The sequence below is a fragment of the Planctopirus hydrillae genome, from assembly GCF_001707835.1.
In the GTDB taxonomy this organism is placed as follows: domain Bacteria; phylum Planctomycetota; class Planctomycetia; order Planctomycetales; family Planctomycetaceae; genus Planctopirus; species Planctopirus hydrillae.
On the sequence record NZ_LYDR01000127.1, the window covers coordinates 105,409 to 126,942 of the forward strand.

General features: G+C 58.2%; 1 protein-coding gene. It reads right to left on the minus strand.

Annotated elements, in window-relative coordinates:
* Positions 1-27: 27 nt before the first annotated feature.
* Positions 28-21,180, minus strand: a complete 21,153-nt coding sequence (locus A6X21_RS15590) for a hypothetical protein (RefSeq protein WP_068849462.1) — start codon at positions 21,178-21,180, stop codon at positions 28-30.
* Between the last annotated feature and the right edge of the window lie 354 nt (positions 21,181-21,534).

Genomic DNA, 21,534 nt, shown 5'->3' on the forward strand with positions numbered 1-21,534 from the left:
GGAGTTTCCGTCACCTGAATCGCCTCTCTACTCAGCGTCTTCACGACTGGAACTCAGCCATCTTCCCGATAATCTTCGCATGAGCCGACGACCTCTCGCCAGCGGCGAAACCTTATCAGTCAGAGAATTTGTGACAGCCACTCCGCCCAACATGATCGTACCGGCTATGGCGACCTGAGTGATCCAGGATCCTCCCGAATTTTCTTCCATACAGGCAATCTCGGTATCGATCTCCACCATTTCCCTTGGTTCCATCAGGTCAAAATCCTGGTTCAGAGGAATTTCTGCCTCATTCACCTCCCTCATCAGAGGATCTGATACATCCGTTACGAGCGATAGAACCCTCATCAGCGAGGCATCACGGCTCGACTCACTGTTTTTGACTTCGAACAGGGCATCCGGCCCTTGACCAGTCTCTTGCTCAACAGATTTCGCTCCCAGAGCTTCATCCAGCCGGGATTGAATTCGCCACGATCGATATCCAGGACTTTGTGCGGTCTGCTGGTTCTCCTGGCCCTCTTTCAAGAACTGGGCCATCCGTTCACTCTCGCTGGCAGCACCATGGTACCCAGCCCCCGGCATATTCGCTTCCGGATTCACACCTGACGGGTTCCCTGTTTCCCGCGGGGGTCGGTCAAGATCCTGTTCCTGTTCGTTGACGATCCGTCCCTGACGCAATTCGACTTCAAGGACTGTTCTTTCGACAGGTTCACCCGGCTCTCGAACCACCACCTTGTATTGTCCATCGGGCAGTTTCTTGAAGATTCTCGGGAGATCGTCGAGCACACTCTCGCTCAATGCCACGCTCTGCAGAACCTCTCCATCGGCACCAAGCACCTGGATGATAACCTGGATCTCATCGTCACCAACAGCTTCGCCAGCAGTACCTTCATCCTGCAGGACATCACTCTGACTCAAGGCGACACTCTGCGATAACAGCGCTTCGTCGAGCCGTGTTTGTGCTGGTTCCGGTACGGGCCGCACCGGTGGCGTCAGATCGAACGGAATGCTTCCCGCCAACCCTTCGCCCGGCACGCTCGCAAAACTCGTAACTGTCGTCGTGTTCTGCTCCACCACGCGGGCTTCAAAGAAGCGGATGAGCGGATCCTGCTCGATCGTCACTGTGATCGGGATTGGCGAAGCCGGGTTGTTCGGATCCGGATTGCCGTTGTAAGTATGCTTGAACAGGAAGTTCCCCGGCTGATCAAAATAGAACGTCTCGACCGTCCCATCGCCCCAGTCGACTGTGATGATGAAGTTCTTCTCGCCTGGCCGGCCGAACGTCCCCGAAACCTGTGCCGAGCCATCCGCCTGCACCTGAGGTGTCTGCACATTGATGAGCAGCGGCGGAACATCGGTCACGGCCCCCGTCTGGCTGGCGACCTGCACATTCGGTGCAAAGTTCACCAGTCCACCAGCGACACCCACCACGCTTCCCGTTCCCTGAACTTCCACATCCGGCTGCGAACCCGAGTCGTTGAGATTGATGTCCTGATCTGCATCCAGAGAGATCGAACCATTCCCCCCCGTGGCCGCCAACCGCTGGTTGAGGGTGATATCCCCGGTCAGCGAAGTGATCTGGATCGTCCCTCCTGCCGTATTGAGCACCGCTCCGTTGATGAACACATCCCCTGACGACACCAGCGACACCAGCCCATTGGCCCCCGCGTTGCTGATCCCCGTCAGTCCGTCCACTGTTGCGACATTCAGCCCGGCTCCGGCCGTATTGTCGATCTGAATGCCACCGCTGGTCGTGTTCCGTGCGGCCAAGGTAGCGATGTTCGTTTCCAGAGCGTTGCCCGAACCGATTCCCGTTGCGGCTCGCAGCACCACTGTCGGTGCGTCAATATCCACTCCGCCCGTGTCTCCCGCATCGGTGATCGCACCCAGCCGTGAAGTGAGCGACACCGCCGCACCACCGGCATTCGTCGAAACGAGACGGCTCACCGCGATATTCTCGGCAGCGGAGAGCACGATCGTCCCCGCACCGGCATCGATCAACGAGCCATCCGCCAGGGCAATACCACCCACGTTGTTGAGATCACTGTCTGCCGCAATCGCGATGTTCCCACCCTGCGAAGCGATTGTCGTGTTCGCCGCAGTGGTCACATCCCCCCGTACGTTCATGGTGATATTGCCGCCGGTTGTCGAGACGTTGTTCAAGATTGTGAGATCTGCGTCGGTACCATTCACTGTGAGCGAGATATCTCCCGTCTGGCTGCTGATCCCCTGACCCGCCGCAGTGATGATCGTCCCCCCGTTCACGACACCTGCGATCTGTCCCGCCCCCTGTTGAGTCAGGCGTTCAATGTTCAGTCCCGTCGCTTCGCTGAACCGAATATCGCCACTGGTGCTGTTGATCGCATCCAGTCGAGCAACTTGCAGTTCCAGTGGTGCATCGGCACCGCCATCGGAAACACTGCCGATCCCTGTCGCGGCCCTTAAGGTGACCAAAGCCCCTGCACTGTCGGCCTGAATGTCGGCACCACCACTCTCGCCACTATCGCGAATGCCACCGGTTTGCGAAGTGATCTGTACGGCACTCGTCGTCGCGTTCGTTGTCACCAGTCGCGAAATACTGACATCCCCATTCGCCGTCACCGCGATCGTCCCGGATCCCGCGTTCACCACCGAGCCATTGAGCATTCGCGCGGTGCCATTCGTCGCCGTAATTCCGATGTTCCCGTTCGTCTGAATCGTTGTCACACCACTGAACTGCACATTCCGACCCGCTCCCAGCGTGATCGAACTCGTCGTCGTCGTGACCGAGCCGTTGAGCAGCAGATCGGCTGCCGCACCTGTCGCTAACAGCGAAACGAGACCGCTGGCGGCAGTCACATCAAAGCCCGACAGAAGTGTCATTGTCCCGACCGATTGAACCGCGATGGCTCCCGGCCCCTGGTTGTCGATATCCTGCAGCCGCAAGGCATCGGTCTCGTCGATGCGGATGTCGCCGCTCGTACGGTTGGTTGCCTGAATTTCGAAAACCGTGGTTTCCAGGGCGGCATCGCTCGCCAGACCCGTGGCACTGCCGATGCCAGTCGCTGCATCAAGCCGCGTGATGGCCCCCGCACCGTTGGCGATCAGATCCGAGCCCCCCGTGTCACCACCGTCGATGATCGCGCCGTTTCGCGACACGAGATCAATCGCCAGCCCACCCGTTCGGCCGGAGATCACCTGGCCGACAGTTACATCGCCTGCAGCCGTGATCGTCACCAACTGCGTCTGTGATTCGACGATAGCGCCGTTGGTCATGGTGAACGACCCGGCTCCACTCAGATCGGCATCGGCGGCGAGAGTGATCGTCCCTCCTGTGCTCAGCACACGTCCCGCAGCCCCCAGCGTGATGTTGTCGTCTGCATTGACCAGGAGCGCACCGTTCGTTGTGGCCAGCATCCCGAAGATCGCGACATCATCACCTGCATCGACCGTAAGCGTCCCTGTTCCCAGAACTGTCAGCGAGCCGTTCACCGTCACATCACCAGCCGTCAGCAACTGCACCTCGGGTTGGTTCATCGTCAACGGAGCATCGGTGCCGATCGTGATCCCGCCCGTGTTTGTGGTCGTCCCGATCACGAGTTTGTTGGTGATAATCTTGTCGAGTTGGATATCGGTGAAGTTCATCGCCGTGGCCGAGTTCTCGAGGCCAATGGCCGTCGCATCATTGCGGGTCTGGAGGAACACGGTCGCCCCCGTGGCTGTGATACCGTCGCCGTTCAGGTCGATATCGTTCGCCGTCAGCACAACATCCTGCCCCGTTGAGTTCAGCGAACTCCCCGCCAGCATGACGATCGCCTCGGCCGTCACATCCAGTCCATTGGCTGCCGTTGTGATCACATCGCCGACAAAAGTGACTGTGCCTGAGCTGTCGGCAATATTGAGCAAATCGGCTTGAACATCGGTCAGCAGCACGTCTCCAGCCTCGCTGATGACCAGATTTCTGATGGCATTGATATCGCCCACAGAATTGTTGAAATCCACGCGGCCATCATCCGTATCAATTGTCAGGTCGAATGTGCTCGCCGTTTGCCCATTGATGGTACCGTTGAATTCGAGATCCCCTCCGGCAGTCTCAATCGTGATGGAATCGGTCAAGGTCATGCCGCCACCGCCGGTCAGAATGTCTCCACCATTCGTGAACAGATCAGCACCCGTCGTGAGCGTCCCGAGAATGGTCAGGCCGCGTCCTGCGCCATTGAGTTGAATGACGGTATCGTTATCAAGCTGAACACTTGAGCCTTCGAGCAATACAAAGCCGTCCGTGACTGTCAGCAGATCATCCACTCGAATCTCGCCAACAGTCGCCGTCACCACCACGGCACCCCCCGCTGTGACAGCCCCCACGAACTGAACATCCCCCGTCGTCGCCTTCACTGTGAGCGTTGTTCCTGCATCGAGCGTATCGCCGAAGACCACGTCGCGACCGGCGGTGACATCCACCAATCCGCTGGTCTCCACCGCCCCGTCAATAAGGACATCCCGCGTGGCATCGATCGTCAGTGAAGCAGCGTCAATTGTCTCCTGAGCCAGGAAGTCGTTCCCCGCCGTCGCGACGATTGCTCCCGAGACATCGAGCGCACGGTCGAAGTCGATGTCGTCCGCACTTTGGAGCGTGAGGTCGCCGCCAGTAACCGTGAAAGTCTCCTGAGCGTTGATCGTTCCACTGGTCAATTCACCAATAACCGCAGTCCCCGTGATCTCCACCACACCAACGAACGTCGTCGTTCCATCCGCCAGCAGTTCCAATCCGCCGCCCGCCACAGTGAACGTCGACTGGGCCTCGAAGTCGCCCGTCAGATCCAGCTCAGATCGTCCATCCGTTTCATAGGGACCGACAAACGTCGCATCATCAGCCGTGATCGTGCTGGTCGTCCCGACATCATAAGTTCCATTCACCAGCAGATCGCCCACAGCCGCAATCAAACTCGATGTTGTCACACTCACATCATCCAGCGTGAGATCCGTCCCGGCATCCAGATCGAGCGAGTTGGCCGTGAGCAGCCCCTGCACTTCAATTGATGTCCCGGCATCAGCTTCCAGCAGCCCACTGGTCGTGATGGTTCCCAACGCCTCGATCAATCCCCCCGCAGCCAGTGTGATCGATGTTGGTGTCCTTGTGGCACCCACATTCCCGGCCAATCGGATGTCATCCGTCGTGGCAGTTCCCGCAGTCAGGCTCAACACCCCACCCACATCGAGAGTGTTGCCGAAGTCGATATCGTCGTCTGCCGTTACTGTCGCATTTCCCACCACATCCGTGGCACCCGCCACATTGACGTTCTGCCCCGCATCAAACAGCAGGTTCCCACCCACATCGACTGTGCCATCCAGATCAATGTCAGCCGCCGTCGTGATTTTCAGATCACCCGAAACATCCAATGCGGCCAGTGCATGGACCGTCCCGCTCGTCGCGTTGCCGATCACTGCGTTGCCGGTCGTTACTGTGACAGCGTCATTGAACGTCGTCGTTCCCCCGGCCACTGCATCCAGCGAACCCGTATTGAACGTCCCATTCACCAGAATTGCATCGCCGGCCCGCAGCAGACTGCTCGTCGTCACACTCACATCATCCAGCGTGAGATCTGTCCCGGCATCCAGATCGAGTGAGTTGGCCGTGAGCAGCCCCTGCACTTCAATCGATGTCCCGGCATCAGCTTCCAGAAGTCCACTGGTTTTAATGCTGCTCGAAGCCAGCACCTTGCCGCCGGATGTCAGTGTGATCGAAGTCGGACTGGAGACTCCACCGACTGCACCTTCGAGCAGGATCTCATCGGTGGTATCGGAACCCGTTTCCAGCGTTACCGCACCCGTGGCATCCAACGTCTGGGCAAAACGGATAGTGTCCCCCGCCAGCACCTCCAGATTGCCATCGATTGATGTCGCACCCAGGACAGTGGTTGTCGTCCCGCTCGTTAAATCGGCCGCACCGCCCGTCGTCAATGTGCTATCGAGCGAGATCGCACCAGCAGTTGCCGTCGCACTGAAAGTCGTCCCGGCATCCACAGCCCCCGTCACATCGATATCCTGACCGGCGGTGAGTACCATCCCGCCGACGGTTGTGACCGACCCGTCAAAAAGAATGTCATTCCCAGCGTTGGCATCCAGCGAACCTGCCTCGGTGGTGCCCCGCACCGTGAGATCACCGCTGACACTATTCACCACCACAGCCCCGGTGACATCCATTCCATCGGAGAGCAGTCCATCTCCCATCGTGATGTCGTCTGCTGAGCGGACTGTCAGATCGCCCCCGACAGTAACGAGATCGTTGATCGTCACTGCGCCGGATGTTGCCGCCCCGATCACCGCGTTATTCGCAACATCGACTGTCCCCGCGAACAGCGAAGTCCCGTCCGCCACTGCATCGAGGCTGTCCGCCTCCAGGTGGCCATTAATTTCGAGGTTCCCCGCCACATCCAGCAGCACCACCCCCGTGGCGTCGATGTTCCCCGTGGTTATCCAGTTCCCCGTCTGCGACGTACCGTCGAGAGATGCGACCGTCAGTGCCCGAGTGGAGACCGCCGCCGCTTCGATGACGAGTGCCCCCAGTCGCGTTGTGTTGCCGACAGATCCGCCCAATGTGACATCACTCACCGCGTCGAGTGTCAGATCTTCCGCGCCGGCTGTGGTGCCATTGATTGTCTTCTGGAAGGTGATTGTGCTTCCCGAGGTGACGACCACATCGCTCGTGAGCACCACATCCTCGGCGAAGTTCACCTCGCCACTGGTCGAAGTGATGTCTCCATGCAGACTCACATCGCCTGTCCCGATCTGCACCACTCGGCCCACTGCTGTAATTCCGGCTGGATCGAGAATCGACAACAGCCCACCATTATCCAGTTCGACTTCGCCACTGCTGTTGACCGCTCCCGCCAGCCGCATCGTCGTGCCACTGGTCAGGAGGATATTGCTCCCCGGACCTGTGGTGGTGAGCGTCTGATCGAAGTTCAGTGAAGTTCCCGCATCGGCTGTCAGAATGCCTCCTGCAGCCACCGTCCCCGAAGCATCGATCAATCCCCCCGCAGCCAGCGTGATCGATGTTGGTGTGCGAGTGGCACCCACATTCCCCGCCAATCGGATGTCATCCGTCGTGGCAGTTCCCGCAGTCAGGCTCAACACCCCACCCACATCGAGAGTGTTGCCGAAGTCGATATCGTCGTCCGCCGTTACTGTCGCATTTCCCACCACATCCGTAGCACCGGCCACATTGACGTTCTGCCCCGCATCAAACAGCAGGTTCCCACCCACATCAACTGTGCCATCCAGATCAATGTCAGCCGCTGTCGTGATTGTCAGATCGCCAGCTACATCCAATGCGGCCAGTGCATGGACCGTCCCGCTCGTCGCGTTGCCGATCACTGCGTTACCCACAACTGTGACCGCCTGATTGAACGTCGTCGTTCCCCCGGCCACTGCATCCAGCGAACCCGTATTGAACGTCCCATTCACCAGAATTGCATCGCCGGCCCGCAGCAGACTGCTCGTCGTCACACTCACATCATCCAGCGTGAGATCCGTCCCGGCATCCAGATCGAGTGAGTTGGCCGTGAGCAGCCCCTGCACTTCAATCGATGTCCCGGCATCAGCTTCCAGCAGCCCACTGGTGGTCACTGTTCCCAACGCCTCGATCAATCCCCCTGCGCCCAGCGTGATCGATGTTGGTGTGCGAGTGGCCCCCACGTTCCCCGCCAGTCGGATGTCGTCCGTCGTGGCAGTTCCCGCAGTCAGGCTCAACACTCCACCCACATCCAGCGTGCTGCCGAAGTCGATATCGTCGTCTGCCGTTACTGTCGCATTTCCCACCACATCCGTGGCACCGGCCACATTGACGTTCTGACCCGCATCAAACAGCAGGTTCCCACCCACATCGACTGTGCTATCCAGATCAATGTCCGCCGCCGTCGTAATTGTCAGATCGCCAGCTACATCCAATGCGGCCAGTGCATGGACCGTCCCGCTCGTCGCGTTGCCGATCACTGCGTTGCCCACAACTGTGACCGCCTGATTGAACGTCGTCGTCCCGGCAGCAATGATTTCCAGCCCATCCGCATCAATATCGAGCGTCGACTGGAACAGGACATTCCCCGTCGATGCGATCTCCGTCCGCCCACCCGAACGATAAGAGCCAGTGAACGTCGCATCTCCGCTGGAGATGTTTGAAGTCGTCCCTGTGTCGAAGTTACCACCAACCGTCAGCGTCCCCACACTTGTGAGAATCGTTGTGGTATCGACCGTCACATTCCCCAGGTCGATCGTCGTCCCGGCATCCAACTCCAGCGAACCCGCTTCCAGATCTCCTACGAACTCGATTGAGCCACCCGCCTGTACCAGCAGGTGATTGGTCACAGTCGTCGGGCCGTTGTTCGTGAAGTTGCCATCCAGATCGAAACTGGCACTGTTCGCCGTCAGTCCCCCCAGACCAATCGTGATATCGCCCGTCACCGGCCCGATATTGATCGTATCGGCCGTCAGCGAACCGAACGACAAGCTGTGTGCCTCTTCAATCACCAGGTCGCCCGTCGTCCCCGTCACATCCCCCACCGAGAAATCACCGTCCGGCCCCGCATCAATCGTCAGTGTGAACGTCGCCAGATCAATATCCCCGGTGACGGTCACATCGGCCCCAGTCCCGGCATTCGTGCTGTCGCTGTCAAACAGTACATCACCTGTCAGCAGCATATTCCCCTGCACCTCGATCGGCTGATCGTCAGTAATCAGATCCCCCGCTGTCGTCAGATCGCCGATGATCGTGATTGAGCCACCCGTCGATGTCACATCCCCCGTCGCATCCAGTGTGACACCACTGGTTCCCTCCAGTGTCACCGCTCCACCCGATGTCAACGCCTGACGCAGACGAACGGTGGAACCGGACGATGTGATCGAGCTTGTGCCCGTAATCCCCTGCGTTCCCTGAATATCGATCGCATTCACAGCCTCCATGTCGAGCAGCCCACCGACCGTCGTGCTCCCCGTTTGTGTGAAGGTGCCCGCACTCGTCACCAGCAGATTCCCGTCCGTCGTCGCTGTTCCCAGCGAGAGATTGCCGCTGGCAGTCGTCGTCAACGACAGTTGACCATTCGTCCCCAGAATCGAAGCCGTAGCAATTGAAAGATCTCCCGCATTCGAAATCGTCGCATTACCGCTGGTGGTCGAAACGTTCGTCACACTCAGGCTCTGACCACCCGTCTGTAAGAACGAAATGTTGCCGCTCGTCGTGGCCTGCAGATTCGTGGCCGTCACCGCTCCCGTCGTGACGTTGGAGGCGTTCGCCAGATTCATGCCGCCAGTCGTGCTGGTGGCACTGATTGTCTTGCCGCTGAGTTCGAGGGTCCCTGCTGCCCCCCCTGTCGTGCCAATCCCCGTGGCAGCGATCAAGGTGATCGAGCCCGCCCCGGCATTCAGATTGACTGTGCTGTCGGAGACGTTCACATCCTGGATCGAACCACCTGTCGAAGTGATGCCGATCGTCCCCGCGACGATCTCCGCCAGCGTGATATCCCCTGCCGCTGTGAGCGATGCACTCGCGGCAGTGATGTTCGTGCCGCTGGCCATGCTTATGGTCGCATCGCTTGCCAGCGTAACTGCCACTCCAGCGGCGTCGATATCGGCCTGCTGGCTGATGGCACCCACTGCATCGAGCAGCACGTTGCCACTGCTGGTGATCTCCTCGGTAATCGTCACACTGTTGGCGGCAGTGATCTCGAGGTCACCACTGCCGTTCTGGGTGGTTCCCGTAACCGTCGAGGCCTTGAGGTTCACTTCACCCAGCGTGAGGGCCCGGTTCCCCTGATTGATCGTCACACTTCCTGATGTCCCGTTCCGCAGCGCCAGTGTATCGACCCGCGTGGTGAGGTTGATGCCTGTCTGCGCGACCATACCCAGATTGGCAACGGTGATCACACTCGCCAGGTTCTGCTCAATCGAGCCGTTCGTGATGATCGCCAGCGTAGTGACATTCAGCCCATCGATATCGCCAACGCTCACATCCCCCGCATCTGCCCGGCCCACTTCCAGCGAACCGGCCACAATCCCCTGCAGCTCCGCCTGCGACAGGTTGATCCCTGCCGCTGCACCGTTCAGGCTGATGGTCCGGCCTGCTGTGTCATTCTGCAGCAGAACCGTCTCCGTCCCCGCGTTGATTCCCGCACCCAGCACATATTCATCGGCCCGCAACCGGATGTGACCGTCATTCGTGACGATCTGCGCTCCGGCCAAAGTCGTCAGGGTATTGGCTGTCACTCGCAGATCGATTGCGCCAGCCACTGCCTGATTGTCCAGCCCACCGACGACCAGATCGTCGGCAATCGTGAGCCCCCCGGTGGTATCGACCAGCACGATGTCGCCACTGGTTCGGTTGCGTGCCGAAAGATGATCGGCATTTACCTGCAGATTGATCCCCGTCGCCGCATCGAGCACAAGGGTCGGCGTGGTGATAGCAAGTGTCGAGCCCGCATCCTGTGTGATCGCGCCATCCGTTGTGAGGCGGGCTTCTTTCCCCGCGGCAATCCAGCTCACATCCCCCAGTTCGATCCCTGCGTTGGTCTTGGTGGCCGAGCCGACCAGCAGCCGGTTGGCCGTGATCTGATCCAGTTCCGCCTGCGTCACTTCGTAGCTGCCACTTCCCGAACCCAGCCCGAATGTCCCTGCTGCGGTGCTGGTGAGCAGTTCGACCGTTCCCAGACCGACATCAACAGTCCCCAACAAATCCAGGTCGGCAGCGCAGAGTGTGATGCTGTCTGTTGCCAGTCCCGAAGTGACAGCCACATCCGCACTGCTGGCAATCGTGATCTCGCCAGCACCGCTGCCGTCGGCATCGGCCTCGATGATGAGCGAACCTGTTGCCAGCGTCACATCGGCGTTCACTGTCACATCATCATCAGCCACCAGTGTCAGGCTGTTCCCGCCTACTACGATGGGCGAGTTGACAATCAGGTCGCCTGCATCCCCGCCCAGCGCTTCGATGGTTGTTGGCCCTGTTCCTGTCTGCACACCAGCGACCAGTGTCCCGCCCAAAGCCTCGGCGATGGAACCAATCGTCAGGCCTCCCGCCGTATCACGCAGCACATGTCCCGTCGCCGTATTGCCGGCACTCACTGCCAGCGTGGTGACGTTGAAATCGAGCGTCACCTGCCCACCGGCGACAATTGCCAGTTGACCCACTGAGACATCCGGCGAGCCATCCACCGTTCCCGCCACATTCCCGTTGGTCAGCAGCACCAGCGTCCCGATGTGCGGGGAAAGACTACCCACCGTTGCGATCGAAATGTTGCCGCCATCCGTCCGCCCGACAATCAGTTGATTCGTCGAAACATTAGCCAGTTCGGCAGCCGACAGCGAAAGGTCTCCCGTGGCTGATCCCAGACCAATGGTCGCTGCCGCTGTCGATTGGCGGATCTCGACAAAACCAACGGGAGCGTTGTTTGGGCCGGAAGTTCCTGCACCATTGGCCGTGAGCGAACCAGCCAGAGTCACGTCGCTCGCCGTAATGCGAATGGCTTCAGCCGTCGCTGTCACCGAACCAGTGGCTGTCACACTCAAGAGACCGTTGGCATTTGCGTCGCTGTCAGCATCGATGACGATGGTACCACTTGCCGAAAGGAGATCTCCCGAGATCGTGATGCCGCTCGTGGCCTCCAGCGTGAGGTCGTCGGTTGTGTTGACGTTGCCGCTCACATCGAGAGCGCCAGCGACGACGTTGACGGTCAGGTTTTCAGCCGACGCTCCCGTGAAGCTCTCGAAGGTTGCTCCGCCGATCTCCAGATCGCCCGCATTCTCCAGGAAAACATTCCCGCCGGTCGAACGCACAGCCAACTGATTCACATCGGTCTGGAAGAACTGTAAGCCCGTGCCGATATCACCTGCCGCGAAAAGGCCCAGATCGTCCGTGGTAATCGTCGTGCCTGCCAGTTGCGTGATGGCACCGCTGGTCGCGACGACCAGCACCGACGCGCCCGCTTCGATGTCGCCACCCAGATCAACCGCATCGCCACGGAGTTCAATCGTCGAAGTGAGTCCCGAAGTGGTGATGCCCTTGGTCGTGACATTGCCGCCGGTCAAAATCCCATCTGCGTTCGCCACGACCTTCACACTCGTGACTGCGGTCACATCGCCATTGAGTGTAACATCTTCGTTTGCTTCAAGATCGACACTCCCGGCATCGATCGCCTGCTGGAACAGAATGTGGCCACCCGCATCCACATCAAGGAGGCCGTGCACCGTTGCGATGCCGTGATTGGTAAAGTGACCCACCAGATCGACGGTCACCGTCCCCGCCGTCAAGTTCCCCGTGCCGATCGACGCATCCTGGGCATTCGTGATCACGAAGTCGCTGTCGGATGTCCCAGTGACGAGACCCGTCGCGAAATCGCCGACAAACCCGGCGTCAATGGTGAGCGTAAACCCGTCGAGATCGATGCCAGTAATGCCATTCGCCGTTATATCCGCGCCGCCACCCACGCTATTCGACGAGTTGCTGTCAAACAGGACGTCCCCCCTCAACGTCACATTGTCGTTGATCAGGATGGCACCGCTATTGGTGACCAGATTGCCCGCCGTGACGAGATCGCCCGTGACAGTGATCGTGCTTCCCAGGTTAGTTGCAGCCACATCACCATTGACCCCAAGCCTCACCTGACTGCTCCCAATCAACGTGATATTGCCACCTGCCGAGACGGCCTGCTGAATCTCAATGGCATCACTCGTTGATTCGAGGTCGAGCGTGGTGCCAGCCGTCAGTGCCCCGACCGTGAGCAGAAGACCAGCCGACTCGATATCAATCAGCCCGCCCGCCTCGACATTCCCATTCTGGGTATAGCTTCCCACACTCGTGATTCGCACGTCGCCGTCGGCATCGATCGCTCCAACTTCGATATCACCAGTGGTCAGCGTCGTGAGTGTGACGTCTCCACCTGCCGAGGTGCTGGTCGTGCCGGTAATGGTGAGGTCACCATTGGCAGTGGCCTCGACTTCACCGGCAGTGAGGTTCCCTGTCAGTGTGAAGCTGCCCGCTGCGATGACCTTCGCCAGTCCGGTGATGTCTACATCCCCCGTAGTATCCCAGTTACCGCTACTCGTGGTTTCGCCATCCAGTGCGGCTGCCGTAATCCCAGCGGTCGTCACTGTCGTGCCATCGATGGTCAGCACGCCCAGACGTGTCACGGCTCCGACAGCCTCGCCCAAAGTCACAGTCGTGGCGGCATCAAGTGTCAGATCTTCACTGCCAGCGGTCGTTCCGTTGATTGTCTTCTGGAAGACGATGCTGCTTCCCGACGTAACAACAACATCGCTGGTGAGAACCACATCTTCAGCGAAGTTCACCTCGCCACTGGTCGAAGTGATGTTCCCATGCAGACTCACATCCCCCGTCCCTGCCTGCATGATTCGGCCAGCCGCCGTAATGCCTGCAGGATCGGTAATCGACAACAGTCCGCCGTTCTCCAGCCGAACTTCCGCCGACGCATTCACCGGCCCACTCAATGTCATCGTGGTGCCGCTGGTCAGGAACAGGTTGCCACTCAGCCCTGTCGTGGTGATCGAACCGGCAGCATCGATCAGGCCACCTGCTGTCATCGTGATGCCGGTCGGGGTGCGGGTGGTACCAATATCCCCACCAATCACCAGATCGCCCGCCCCATCAAGTCCAGCATGAACCTCCAGGTCGCCACCCACATCGACCATTTGATCGAGTCGCACATCATCCTGGCTGTTGATCGTGAGCCAGCCGGTGACATCGACTGGGCCCTGGGCATGGATTGTCCCGCTGCCGAGAGAGTCCCCAATCAAAGCACTTCCTACAACGGTCACGGCGGCGTCAAAAGTTGTCGTGCCGCTGGCCAAGAGTTCCATCCCCCCACCATCGACATTCAGTGTCTGGGCGAAGAGGACGTCGCCGGTCGATGTGAGTTCAGTACGATTCCCCGAGCGGTATGTCCCCGAAAACGTCGCATCGCCACTGGAGAGGGTGGCAGTCGTCCCTGTGTTGAAGTTCCCCAGCACTCGCAACGCACCACCACTGGTGAGCACTGTCGTGGTGTTCACAGCCACCACACCCAGTTCGATGAAGTCAGCAGCATTCGACCCCGCTGTCAGATCCAGAGCATTCGCCGTGATCTGTCCATCAATATCGATCGAGGTTCCCGCATCGGCCTGCAATAGCCCGCTGGTCGTTATGGTACCTGTGGACTCAATCTTCCCCCCCGCTGTCAAAGTGATGGAGTCGGGCTGAAACGGGCCACCCGGACCGCGCAGATTTCCGCCCAGAATAATGTCATCCGAGGTGGTTGTGCCGGCCGTGATGACGATCGTGCCATCTGTGATGATCTGGTTGGTCGTCGTCACACTCTGGGCACTAATGATAGAAACTGCACTACTGGAGTTGATAAAACCAGCCGTGATGTGGCCGACCGTCATCGTGGAGAGAGAGATACCACCGACCGATGTAGTAGTGAGATCGGCGTTCAAGTCGGCACTGTCATTCGAGAGCGTGATGTTCCCAACCGTCGTCGTGGCCGAGGTGACCGTCAGGTCTTGGCCACCTGTTTGTGTGAATTGAATATCTTCATTATTCCCCTGCAGAACAGCCGTCACTCCGCCGGTTACTGCAGAGGAGTCATTCGCCAGGAAGATGCGGCCAGAACTTGCTTTTGCATCGATATTTGCCGAAGCGATTTGAATCGTTGATGTCGTACCCACTCCTGAAACTGAATCCAGCACTAATGTCGGTGACGTGATCGTTCCGGTCGTCTGATTGATATGGCCAGTGGCAATGATCGAAACGAGAGATCCAGAATCGATATTGCCGCCCAAAGTGATGTCAACGCCGTCGATGTGGATTTCGCTGGTCGCGCCGGAGGCCGTTAACACGACTGTTGAAATATTGCCGGACATGCTTTTGATGCTGATATTGCTGGCTGTCGTCACGCTTCCCGTCAGCAGAATGTTATCGCGAGCCTGCAGTTCAATATTGCCATCAGCATCGATGGCCTGCTGAACCTCCAATCCGCCATTCCTTGATTCCAGACTGATTGTCGTCCCGGCGGTGACTGTTCCCTGAGTGCGCAAGAGACCATCCGACTGCACATCGATGAGGCCGCCCGCCTCGACATCCCCGCTTTGGGTATAAGTCCCCGCACTGGTGACATTCAAATCGCCAGTCGCATCGGCAGTCCCCAGTTGGAGGTTGCCGGAGGTGATGGTGCTTAGCGTGATGTCGCCATCCGCACCCAAAGCCTCGGCCGTGGTGACTGTGAGGTCTGCACCCGTATTGGAAATGACAATATCGCCGTCGTTGGTATCGGCATTAGTAATCGTGAGGATTTGCCCACCCGTTTGCACGAACTGGAGATTGCCGCTGGTGGTGGCTGTGAGGGTGGCCGTCACGGCTCCCGTGGTGACTGTCGAAAGGTTGGCGAGGTTGATGCCGCCGGTATTTGTTGTGGCGGTGATTGTCTTAGCACTGGTATTGACCACACCCGTCGTACCGATGCCTGTTGCCGCATCCAGAATCAGCGTCAGCGTGGTGAATGTCCCGCCAGTCTGGTTGATTGCACCTGTGTTGGCCTTGATGTCAATGCTGGTGGCGGCTTCCACATCGTCCGCGAAATCGACTGACGCTCCGATAACCTCGATGGTACCTGTGACACTATTCGCAACGAGGTGGCCTCCGAAGTCGACAGCCCCCTGAGAAGTGACTGTCACATTGGCGGCACTCGTCACATCGTCCTGGAAGTCGATCGCCCCGCTTGTGGTCGTGCCGACAATGACATTGCCGGTCGTGGTCGTGATGGTGCCGGTAAAGAGTGATGGTCCCGTCGCGACGGCCTGCAGGCTCCCCGCACTGATGTTACCTGTGATCGACAGACCGCCAGTGACATCCAGCTCCATCGCCGCTGTGATGGTGATGTCCCCCGTCGTCCCCCAGGGGCCGGCTGTCGTTGTCCCATTCAATGTCGCCGCCGACAGCGACAACGTCGTCACGGAAGATCCCTTGAGGATCAGATCGTCCACCGCGGTCACCGCGCCGCCCAACTCCAACGATCCTGCCGCTGAGTCAATGCTCAAGTCGAAACCGGCACCAGCAACAGGGCCATTGAAGAGGATATTCCCTCCCGTCGAGCCAACAATGATTTCCTCAGTGAGTGTCGTACTCCCTGTGATCGTGATATCGCCGCCGGTCGTGAAGAGATTGGCGCCAGTCGTCAATGCCCCCGAGATCGACAGGTCATCGCCGGTGCCATTGAGTTGCACGATGGTGGCGTTATCCAGGATCACGGTGGCACCCGTCAGCGACGCCCCCCCCGCAGTGACTGTCAACAGGTTGTCGAGCCGGAGTTCCTGGGCGGCGGTCAGTTGGACCTGCCCACCGGCCGTCACCGCCTGCACAAACTGAACGTCGCCCCCTGTCGATTCCACAGTGAGCGTACCGCCTGACTGCACCGTCCCCGCAGCATTAATGAGTCCGGTCGCTGTCAGGACAGTTGAGGCCGGGCCATTCGTCGCACCAATGTTACCGGTGACATTCAGTGTGCCCGCACTGGTAACATTCAAATCGCCAGTCGCATCGGCAGTCCCCAGCAGGAGGTTGCCGGAGGTGATGGTGCTCAGGGTGATGTCGCCATCCGCACCCAAAGCCTCGGCCGTGGTGACCGTGAGGTCTGCACCCGTATTGGAAATGACGATGTCGCCATCGTTGGTATCGGCGCTCGTGATCGTAAGGTTTTGCCCACCGGTCTGCACGAACTGGATATTGCCGCTGGTGGCCGTGAGCGTGGCAGTCACGGCTCCCGTGGTGACCGTCGAAAGGTTGGCGAGGTTGATGCCGCCAGTGTTTGTTGTAGCGGTGATTGTGCTGGCTGTGATTTCCATCGCCCGAGCCACCATCGCCGTCGTGCCGAAGATCCCCGTCTGGGCATCGAGAACCAAGGTTGGCGACGTGACCAGGCCACCTGTCTGTTCGATGTATCCGGTTGTGGCCGTAATATCAACCAGACTTCCCGACGTCACATCCCCTGCGAGTGTGACCGAGGTCCCCGTGATCGTTATTGAGCCACCCGTCGATGTCACATCCCCCGTCGCGTCCAGTGTGACACCACTGGTTCCCTCCAGTGTCACCGCTCCACCCGATGTCAACGCCTGACGCAGACGAACGGTGGAACCGGACGATGTGATCGAGCTTGTGCCCGTAATCCCCTGCGTTCCCTGAATATCGATCGCATTCACAGCCTCCACGTCGAGCAGCCCACCGACCGTCGTATTCTCCGTCTGTGTGAAGGTGCCCGCACTCGTCACCAGCAGATTCCCGTCCGTCGTCGCTGTTCCCAGCGAGAGATTGCCATCAGCGGTCGTCGTCAACGACAGTTGACCATTCGTCCCCAGAATCGAAGCCGTAGCAACTGAAAGATCTCCCGCATTCGAAATCGTCGCATTACCGCTGGTGGTCGAAACGTTCGTCACACTCAGGCTCTGACCACCCGTCTGTACGAACGAAATGTTGCCACTCGTCGTGGCCTGCAGATTCGTGGCCGTCACCGCTCCCGTCGTGACGTTGGAGGCGTTCGCCAAAAAGACGCCTACCGTAGCGGTGGTGGCGGTGATGTCGCTGGTACTGATTTCCATTGCGTCAGCGGAAAGACCAATGCCGTTCTGGGCATCGAGTACAAGGATCGGCGAGGTGAGGATCCCGGCGGTTTGGGTGATCGTATCTGTCGCAGTGATCGTCGCCTTTCCGGAGGCAGTGATATTGCCACCCAGTATGACTTGGGTCCCTTCGAGAGTGAGTTCCCCCGAACCACTGATCAGGGCCGAGTTAAGCGTCAAAGCAGCGTCGTTGGTCAGGTTCGCGTTGCCGCTGGTGGCGACGTTGGTCAGCGTCAGCGACTGGCCACCCGTCTGGTTGAAAAGGATATCGCCTGTAGTGGCAGTGAGAGTTGCTGTTGTGGCTGCTGTCGCGGCGTTCTCCAGTTGAATACCGCTGGTGCCCGTCGTGGCGGTGATTGTGCTGGCACTGGTGTTAACCACACCCGTGGTGCCGATGCCTGTCGCCGCATCCAGGTTCAGCGTCAGCGTGGTGAATGTCCCGCTGGTCTGGTTGATCGCTCCTGTGCTGGCTGTAATATCAACCCGATTTCCCGACGTCACATCCCCTGCGAGTGTGACCGATGTCCCTGTGATCGTGATTTCGCTGGCGGCATCAGTGGCCTCCAGCAGTTCCGTCGTCACTGCTCCGCCCGTGCTGGAGATCGTGATGTCGCTGGCTGTGGTTAAACTTCCCTGTTGCGTAACACCGTCGCTGGCTTCGAGCCGAATGCTGCCACCACCGGCGGTGTTGTCAATGTCAGCATTCACGGCGATGGTGCCGCTATCAACAATCAGTTCAAACGTCCCGGCAACACTACCGAAACCAATGGTCGTGTGGGCATTCCAGAAGAGCGAATCGCCACCCGCACTATCCGCATCCTCCATGGTGACAAAAATGTTCGCTTTAAAGAGAGCGTCCAGCGAACTGGCCGTGAACGTGTCCGTCCCATTCTGTACCGTGATGATCAGCGTATCGGTTGGATTGAGGAATTGAACTGATTCGCCAAGTGAGGAATCGATCAGGTTGTAGCCAGCCGCTGCGTCGTCAGTGAGACTGATCGCCTCGTTTCCTCCGGTGAAGATGAACTCGCGTGTAGTCGCCGAGAGGTTATCGACAATTGGTTCCAGCCCGGTGTAAGAGATGCTGGTTGTCCCATTTCCGATGATCTCGATTGAACCGTCACTCTCACTGACGAAAGTGTGTGTCACTTTCGTGAAAGTCTGGCTGCCGTGAAGTTCAATCGCGTCGTCCCCTGCTCCGCCATTGAAATGCAGGCCGCCCGCCAGATTGATCTCTCCATTGGAGAGGTCAATCACCAATGTGTCGTTATCCCCCGAGCCGTTGATGGTGAGGCTGTTGGTACTCGCATAATCCTGCTGGAAGGCGAGCACTCCATTGACATAGACTTCGAGAATCGACGGATCGCTGTCACTGCGTTTGACCAACCAGTTATCGGCAATGTTGTCATCCGGATTCTGCGGCACAATGACCGCATTGGGTTCCACCAATGTACTGTAGGTCTCAATGCTGGCGTAGGTGACATTTTCCCTGTCCGCAGCAGTCAATTCGCCGGCCCCGGCAATCATCCCGTCGGGCGTATTCGCAAACTCATAGAGCCCATAAAAGTCGGCTTCCAGCGTATCGACTCCATCTCCTCCATCAATCAGGATGGTCGTGCTGGGCTGGGGCCGTACAAAGATCTGGTCGTCGCCATCACCGGCATGAACTTCCAAAGTATCCACGGTGAAATCGAGTTGATCGAATATCAGCAAGCCACTGGATGAGATACCACTATCGTTAATGGTGAATACATCATTCGAGGCTCCATCGCTGATCAATATCAGTTGTGTGCCTGTGATGGTTGCCGGGCCCGTGGTGGTGATGTTCTGAAGTGTGGTTGTATCGACGGCACTCAAGTCCAGCGAATTCACACCTGAGAAGGTCAATTCTTCGAGAGTGATGGCCGCTGCGTTGCTCGCTGAAAACGCGGTTCCTGTAGAGGAGAAGATCGTGGTCGTGCCGGCACCTTCCCCACGCAGTGTGAGAGATTTTCCAGTAACAACCACCTCTTCGTTGTAGCTGGTGGCATGGGCGGCCACATTGACCAGGCCGGTGTCGGCGACCTGGGTGACACCGCCCTGCACGTTGGCGAAAGCATCGTAACCAAAGATGGCGGCCGGCCCGGCGGGATCATCGCCATTCGAGAGTGCGGCAAAATCGTCATCAACCCAGACAGTGGTGGGTGAAAGGATCGTCAGAGCGATGTCGTTGCCATCACCGCCAGCCTGGCTGTATTGGTAACGCACGCCATCGCTGTAGAATTCATCTCCGTTGGCACGGCTCGAGAACTGATTCTGGATGATGAGTGTTGATGAACCTTCCAACTCGATCAGGTTGAAATTGCTCCCTACGACCGCCAGATAGCCAGGATCGCGGCCAAAGGTCAGGACTGCATCGTTCAAATTGACCGTGCGATCGGGGGCCAGGGCACTTTGCAGGATTAAAAAGCCGCTGGAGACAGTGTCGTAGTTTCCACCCGGCGATGATCCCGTAAGCTGCACCTGGTTAAACGCGAAACCATTTTCGAAAGTCAGGTTACCAGCGACTTGAACTGGGCCCACTGCAGAACTGAGTGTCAGATCACTCCCAATATGTAATGTACCTAATGACGAGAAATCGAGTGGCTCCAACTGGAATTCGACATATCCTCCGGTGGCATTGGCAATTTCCAAGCCGCCGTTGAGATAAACATCCGCTCCACTGGCGTTAACCGAGAAAAAGACATCGTCGCTTCCCGTTAATTTCACCTTGCCATCGAACGTTACCGGTGAATCGCCATTGGTACCCAGAGAGATCTGATTGACCGCAGTTAATTGTCCGAGTGAAACTGAACCGCTGCCGGTAGAGATGGTAATTGAATCGCCAGCGTCGATCGAAGCTGTCGCATCCATGTCGATGGCAACAGGCATGGCTCCAAAGTTTGCTGTAAGAAAAACGGCACCGTTGCTTGTCAGTGAAGTTCCCGCTTCAAGGGTGATGGAATTCTCAGTCGTGATGTAAACCTGGTCTTCACCTGAAAGAGACGCACCTGCACCCAAAGAGAATGAACCATTTCCAAGAATGAAGATCTCTTGGGCCGAGATATCTCCATTGAATTCAAATGTTTCGATTCGTTGGGAGTTTGAAGTCAGCGTTCCAGTCAGATCGAGCGTGACAGAACTGTCAAAGATGACCGTTGTGTCGAAGGAACCACCATTAAAACTTTCTTCAACATTTATGGAATCAAACTCGTCGAGGCCGAATGTCTCTGCCAGTGGATTGCCGGTGCGATCATAGATCACCAGACGGTCAGCAGTTCCCGAGTTGAGATCGTGATCCTGAATTCGGATCGTGGCAGTTTCTTCAGTGATTGTGCCACCTTCGTCATCCAACACGATTTCAAGGACGTTTCCAACCGGGTTGATCGACGCTGTCACGCTGAAGACGCGACGTTCCTCCAGCGGCTCGACCTGCAGGAGGGTCGAGCGCAGACTGCCTGGTTTCAGACAGGTCGCCACATCGCGTTGTTTGAAGGCCACAAGATTCTGCAGCCATTGGGTCACTGACATGAAAAACCTCCGGGCCTCAAGCGACGGCAGGAACTCCGTATCCTGTCCTCAGTCATGGCCCCATCACATACAAACTAGGTCATCGAACCACATCGCAGCCCTCCCTCAGAGGCACGAACTCCACATGAGGGAAAAACCCGAAGGGGTTGGCCGGTAACTCGACATTACCGGTCGTAGGAATTGTTCTGGATATGCCGGAGCGATCACTTGCGCACAATGCACGAGTCTGAGGCAGAATTCCGCCCGACTTCTCGTGTTTGTTTCATTTTGCACTCATGGGCAGGCATGTACGAGAAAAAATCCTTCAAATGCACGGATTGTGCCGTCTTCTCGTAAAAACTGACGAGTTGGCCA

Bases quoted from the DNA above. Each gene is read 5' to 3' on its own strand.
- A6X21_RS15590 (WP_068849462.1), bottom strand. From the start codon at position 21,180: ATGTCAGTGACCCAATGGCTGCAGAATCTTGTGGCCTTCAAACAACGC.